This is a genomic window from Dehalococcoidales bacterium (genome assembly GCA_028716225.1).
Taxonomy (GTDB): Bacteria; Chloroflexota; Dehalococcoidia; order Dehalococcoidales; family UBA5760; genus UBA5760.
Map to the genome: position 1 here is coordinate 3049 of JAQUQE010000045.1, position 6081 is coordinate 9129.

Sequence of the window (6081 nt, forward strand, 5' to 3'; positions counted from 1 at the left end):
TGAAAATTGAAGCAAACCCCCTGGAAGCGGAACTATTGAAGAAACTCCGCGAGATAGGGAACGGGCGGATAACGATCATTATGCACGAAGGGTTACCCCGACAGATAATTAAAACCGAAAGGAAAATACTGCTGGGGAAAAAATAATTCTCCGACCAGAACAACTGGAGGGGAGCATCAAGGGCAGGGGAAACCTGCCTTCGGTGCTCCCCTTTTTGCGTTAAGAAAGGGGTTAATAATTGTGCTGACCAAAGAAGATCCGCAATTAATACCGTCTCCTTATTTGGCGTTTTGCGAAGTGTTCTTGTGCCGCAAAAGGGCGCAATACCGGATCGGTAGGCCGGACGGTCCCCTTCAAGCGACCATGAACATCTGTGAGGAGTGCGCCAAAAAGATCGCCTTATCGGGAGTAGAACTATTCCCCGAACTCTTGTCGGAAAAGGAAGAAGTCAAAGAAGAAGCCGGGGAAGAAAAGCCGGAGAAAAAACCGAAGCCCAAGAAAAAGCCCAAGGCCGATCTGTTCAATCACGTAAAGCCCTTTGAGGAGGGCGATATAGGTGGATAACAACCTGTCCTTTTTTATCCTGGTGGTGGTGTATGTTATAGTGCGTGAATGGATCTCCATGCGGCACCGGGAGGAGAGAAGGGAGCTTTACGACCGGATCATGGCTGGCGGGCTGGATGAGTTTCAGGTAACCCGGGAAACAACGCCATCCCCGGGACGGGGTTTTGTACGGGAAGCCCTGGAAAAACACGAAAAGTATGTGCAGAAGTTGCGGGGGGAGGAGGAGTAAATGTTCAACCTGGCGCGGAAACGGGAGCGGTTTATCCCCAAAACGCAAGATGAGTTTGTCCGGTTTGTAGACGATGAGCATAAACGCCGCCACGAAGAGCGCCGGGGGTTTGAACTTCAGTGGCGTTTGAACATCGCCTTTATTGAGGGAAACCAGCATTTGGACATTAACCCCGTGGCGCTTACCCTGGAGGAAATGCCGAAATTATACGAAAGCCAGGAAAGGGAAGTATTCAACCATATCGCGCCGATTATTGAGACACGCTACTCAAGGTTGTCGCGGTTAAAGCCCATTTTAAGATGCCGTCCCTCGACAAACGAACAGAGAGATATTCACGCGGCCAAAGTGGGAAGCCATCTTCTCAAAAACATCACCTACGAGCAGGGCGCATTGAAGATCCTAAACGAGTGCTATGCCTGGATGGAGTCGTGCGGGTGTGTTCTGACGAAGAACGGCTGGGATCCGGCCAAGGGGCAGGTGCTGGGGAATTTTACTGACGTTATCATGGACGGGGACCAGGTATCTTTCAAGGATCAGACGGTGCGGGAGGGAGCGCTTGACGTTACCATCTGTCCTCCGCAAGAGATATTCCCCGATTCTTCGTACAGGCAAGGGATCAAGCAATGCAAGAGCATCCTTCATGCCAAGGCGTATCACGTAGATGAAGTGGACGAAATTTGGAATGTGGAAGTAGACCCCGAAGAAGTAAACGTCTTGCAACTGCAAAAGTCCATGTTCGGGGTGAGCGGGTTAGGGTACGGCTTGGGGAATTTTATGTTCGCCAACGTGAAGATGAAGGACTTCGCTTTAGTTAAAGAGTTGTGGATGCTACCCTCAAAGCACTTTCCCGAAGGGCTTCTAGTTATAATTTGCTCCAAGAAGGTATTGCACGTAGGGTCACTACCTTACCGAATTGGTGATGACGGGGAAGTAGGGCTGCCGTTTGTCAAACTGGACTGTATTGAAAGGCCCGGGGTGTTTTGGGGCAAAAGTGTGGTGGAGAGGTTAATTCCCCTTCAAAGGCGGTACAACGCCTTAAGAAACAGAAAGGCGGAATATCTCAACCGGGCGGCCATCGGGGGGCTGTGGGTGGAAGACGGTTCGATGGATCTTGCCGACCTGGAAGCTCACGGCAACGATCCCGGTTATATCGGTATAGTCAATAGGGGCTACAATTATCCCAGGGAGAGAGTGATTCCGCCTCTGCCGGATGCTTTTAATACCGAAGAATTCGGGCTTTTGCAGGAGTTTAACATGCTGGCCGGAGTATCCGACCTGGCCAGGCAGTCCAAGGCCCCCCCGGGGGTGAAGTCCGGGAAGGCGATCAGTTTATCTTTGGAGCAGGACGATGCGAGACAGTTCTCTACCGCGCTGAACGTGGAGCATTTCTTAATTGACAACGGGAAGCAGTGGCTAAGGCTGACCCGGCAGTTCAAAAGGTTCCCTTCGGTCCTTCGCTCAATCGGTGAAGATAATTTAGTGGAGTTGATCGATTGGACCGGGGCGGATCTTCATAGTGCCGATGATGTTGTATTGGATGCCCTGTCGCCGATGCTTGAATCTCCAATACAAAGGCGGCAAATGGTCTTTGACCTTCTTGGTGCTGGCTTACTTATTGACCCTGAAACGGGCAAGGTCGAGAAGGACATGAGATCGCAGATATTTGAGATGCTTCAACTTGGGAACTGGGAGGCCGCCGATTCGGACGATCAACTGCAAGTATCGAAGGCCAAGCGGGAGAATTTGATGCTCAAACAAGGGCAACTGCCGCAGCCCGTGCCTTACGATGACCATATTCTTCACATGCAAACGCATAACAAGGAGCGGTTGACCGCAGAGTATGAAGCGATGATCCGCTCAAACCCGGTTTTAGATTTTCTATTTAGGAATCATGTGGACCAGCACTTGATGATGATGGCGCCAATGGGGTTGCCGGGGATGCAGATACAACCCCCGCAAGGGCAGGTGATGCCCGCCCAGGCGCCAGAATTGGCCCCGCCGGTCCTCTGATCATAAAAAAGGCGAACAACACGGATTTTTTAAGACTGTGCGCTTAAAGCGAATAACACGGTCTTTTTTCGTGCGCCAAGGAGGAAACACAAATGAAACACTTGCTTCTGAAGCATGCCGACAACCTCTTTAAGCGGTTTAGTGACGGTGGGGGAGAACCTCCAGTAGGCCCCCCGGACGGAGGCGGCACGGGAAGCACATCGCCTGATCCTGGCGTGTCTGGTGCGCCTACACCTGTGGACCCGCAAGGGACAACTCCGGCCCCGGAGCCCGTTTATGCCGGGAGATTTAAAAGCCCGCAGGACATGGAAAAGTCGTATTTGGAGTTAGAAAAGAAGCTGCGCGAACAGGGCCAGGAACTGGGAACCCTGCGGCCTTTGGCCCAGCAGGTGAACCAATTACCTGCGATGATCGAGCAGAAGATCCAGCAGGCTATCGAGAGCCAGAAGCAGCCCTTGACTTTAGAGCAAAAGCGGGAGATCAACGAGCAGCTTCTGGAGAAGTTCAACGACGATCCGCAAGGGTTCCTGGACAACATGCGCCAGGAGATTTTTACCGAAGTCCAGGGGGCGGTTAAAAAGCAGTACGAACCCCTGGAGCAGCAGATCCAGAACTTCGACCGTCAGGCCCGGTGGAACGCGCAAGTACAGCAAGTAGCGGCCAAGTATCCCGATTACGCTGAAATGGTGCCCCTCATGCAAGAGGTTATCGGAAGGCACGGCAACACCCTCATAAACGATCCAAGCGGGGTAGAGATTGCCTACTTCATGGCTAAAGGGATGCGGCCGGTTCAGCAGGCAGACCCGCAAAGACTGTTGCAGGATCAGAATTTCCGGCAACAGATCGTACAGAACCAGGAGATCCGTAACCAGATCATCGCCGATTACTTAAACCAAATTCGCCAAGGCGGCACCCCTCCCGTAGTGATCGGCGGTCAACCTGCCGGGGCTTCTCCAAGCAGCACTCCGGCACAGATCAAGACGGCTAAAGACGCTACTAAGGCGTCTTTAGGCTTGTTTCAAAAATTCCTGGGAGGGGGCACTTAATAAAGGAGTGAGTTTTAGATGGCTGACCTGACTATTGCTGCTGTATCCGAGGCGCTAAAGTTAAACTATTTAGCGTCTTTTCGTTATCAGCTTAACGATGAGGCGTCCCGGTTTTTAGCCGAAGTCGAGAGAGACTCGGAGCATGTAGTAGGCAAAGAGATCGTCATGGCTTTAAGGTATGGCCGGTCTGGGGGTATCGGAAACCGTAATGATGACGGCACCCTGCCGACCCCCAACGCGCGGAAGACCAAACAAGCGAAATGGGAAACCAAGAATATTTTCGCCCGCTTCCGCATTAGCGAGAAAGTCATTGCCGCTTCAAGCAACAACTTGGGGGCTTTCGCCAACTTGTTGGAGCAGGAGATCGAGGACATCCAGACGGATGCCAAACTGAACCTGTCCCGCCAGGTATTAGGCGACGGCACGGGCGTGCTGGCCACCGCTTCGGCGGCTGCTCATGCTGATGGTGTAGTAACAGTTACGGTAGATGACACCCTGTATCTGGCGGAAGGGATGATTGTGGATATTGTGAAGGTGGCGGACGGGGCAGTACGTCATGCCGATACTACTGCGGTAGAAATTACCGCCGTCCTTTCCGACACACAATTCACTTATGCCGGAACTGAAAATGTTCCCCAAAATACCGACCTTGTGGTTGTTGCCGGTTCGTACGGCAAGGAGATGACCGGCCTGGACGCGGTGATCGCCGAGAACACCTCTTTGTACGGGATCGACCGCAGCGAAGCCAAGTACAAGTGGCTGAACGGTCGCTTGAAGAGCGTCAACGGTGAGATCTCGGATGTGGAGATCCAGTACGCCATTGACGAAGTGGAAAGAACCACCGGATCTAAGATCAACTTCCTCATGGCTTCGTACGGGGTAAGAAGGGCGTACCAAAACCTGTTGCAAGCGATGAAGCAGTTCCCCAATACTCTGGAGTTAAAGGGCGGGTTTAAAACCATGACCTACTCCGGCGGGGATCAGCCGATTCCGTTTGTGGCGGATAAGTACGTCAAGTCCGGGCGGTTATATTGCCTGGACTTGAATGACTGGAAAATGTACGAAATGTCTGACTGGAAGTTCTTAGATCGCGAGGGTTCTGTCCTTGTCCGCGTAGCCAATAAGGCCATGTGGGAAGGGACGCTTTTTAAATTCTGCGACCTGGGATGTCAAAGGCCGCGTGGGCAATTCCTGTTGTATGGTATCACCGAGCACTAAAAAGGGGGGGCTTTAAGCCCCCCTTTCCGATCAGGTCTATAAGGGACGGGCATACAGGAGGCTTAAAAAGTCTATGGCGGTAGCTACGACTTTAAAACAAAGAACTCATTTGGGGAACGCGAGAATGAACGTGGCGGACATTGCTCTTGCGGCGGAAGAGTATCTCACGGGCGGTATTGTGATAACTGCGGCAAAATTGGGTCTGGTCGGGATATATTCGGTAATGCCTGTTCCCGCCGCCGGGTATATCTTTGAGTTCGATCATGACAACTTGAAACTTAAAGCCTATACGCCCCTAAAAGCGCATGCCGCGCACGACCATGCTAACAGCCTGAGTATGGTAGCGACAAATTCCCGCTTGTCGCACAGCGGGGCCGACATCCTGGGTTCGGGGAATACCGATGCCATGGCGACCGATGAGGATGCTTCGCCGACCAACGGGGCGGTCGTGCACGCCCTGGCCTCTGTTGGGAGTGACGGGGCGGTAACCCTGGATACCTTTACCAACCCGGACATCGGGCGGAACCTGTGCGTTGTTCTCAAGAACAACTCGGGCGGCGAACTAGTCATGGACGACGGCGAAGTAGAACCGACGCCCATTACCGTTTCGGTCGAAATTACCGGGACCTGGCGCGGTGTGGTGCAAACGGAAACCATCGATCTGGTGTTTACAGTAGACAACAAAACCATCGCCAACACGAAATTCCGGTATCAGTACGGCGTAAAGCCTTTCGATACGGTCACTGCGGCGACCGTGACCGGCTTTCTGGCGGCCCATGAGGGTATGCAGGTATCGCTGGGCTTGGGTTCTAAGGTCGGCCTGCCGGCTGATTTAGCAACTCCTGCCGAGGCGGATGTCATCAGCATCAACCGGTCCGCCTCCTGGCTGGATCCTGACGGTATAGTGGATACCACCAACATGACCGTCAACCTGGGGACTATCGCCGATAATGCCGACTTCACCATTGTTTACCAGGGATCCGGTTTTCTGACGGAAGTTTCCATCACCAACGC

Annotated in this window: 6 protein-coding genes; all 6 read left to right on the top strand. The window is 52.8% G+C overall.

Features of this window, described 5'->3' with window-relative positions; translation table 11 throughout:
- Positions 1–240 precede the first annotated feature (240 nt).
- Positions 241–564, top strand: coding sequence for a hypothetical protein (locus PHI12_12160; GenBank protein ID MDD5511546.1), 324 nt, complete (start codon positions 241–243; stop codon positions 562–564).
- Positions 557–793, top strand: coding sequence for a hypothetical protein (locus PHI12_12165; protein MDD5511547.1), 237 nt, complete (start codon positions 557–559; stop codon positions 791–793). The genes PHI12_12160 and PHI12_12165 overlap by 8 nt, the downstream gene beginning before the upstream one ends.
- Positions 794–2803 (top strand): hypothetical protein, encoded by a 2010-nt coding sequence (locus PHI12_12170; protein MDD5511548.1) that lies wholly within the window; start codon positions 794–796, stop codon positions 2801–2803. It begins immediately after the preceding gene.
- A 92-nt stretch (positions 2804–2895) separates the two neighbouring features.
- Positions 2896–3849, top strand: coding sequence for a hypothetical protein (locus PHI12_12175; protein ID MDD5511549.1), 954 nt, complete (start codon positions 2896–2898; stop codon positions 3847–3849).
- A gap of 18 nt (positions 3850–3867) precedes the next feature.
- Entirely contained in the window at positions 3868–5067 is a 1200-nt protein-coding gene (locus tag PHI12_12180) for a phage major capsid protein (GenBank protein MDD5511550.1), read from the top strand.
- 73 nt (positions 5068–5140) lie between these two features.
- The coding region (locus PHI12_12185; GenBank protein MDD5511551.1) for a hypothetical protein at positions 5141–6081 on the top strand (941 nt) is incomplete at its 3' end.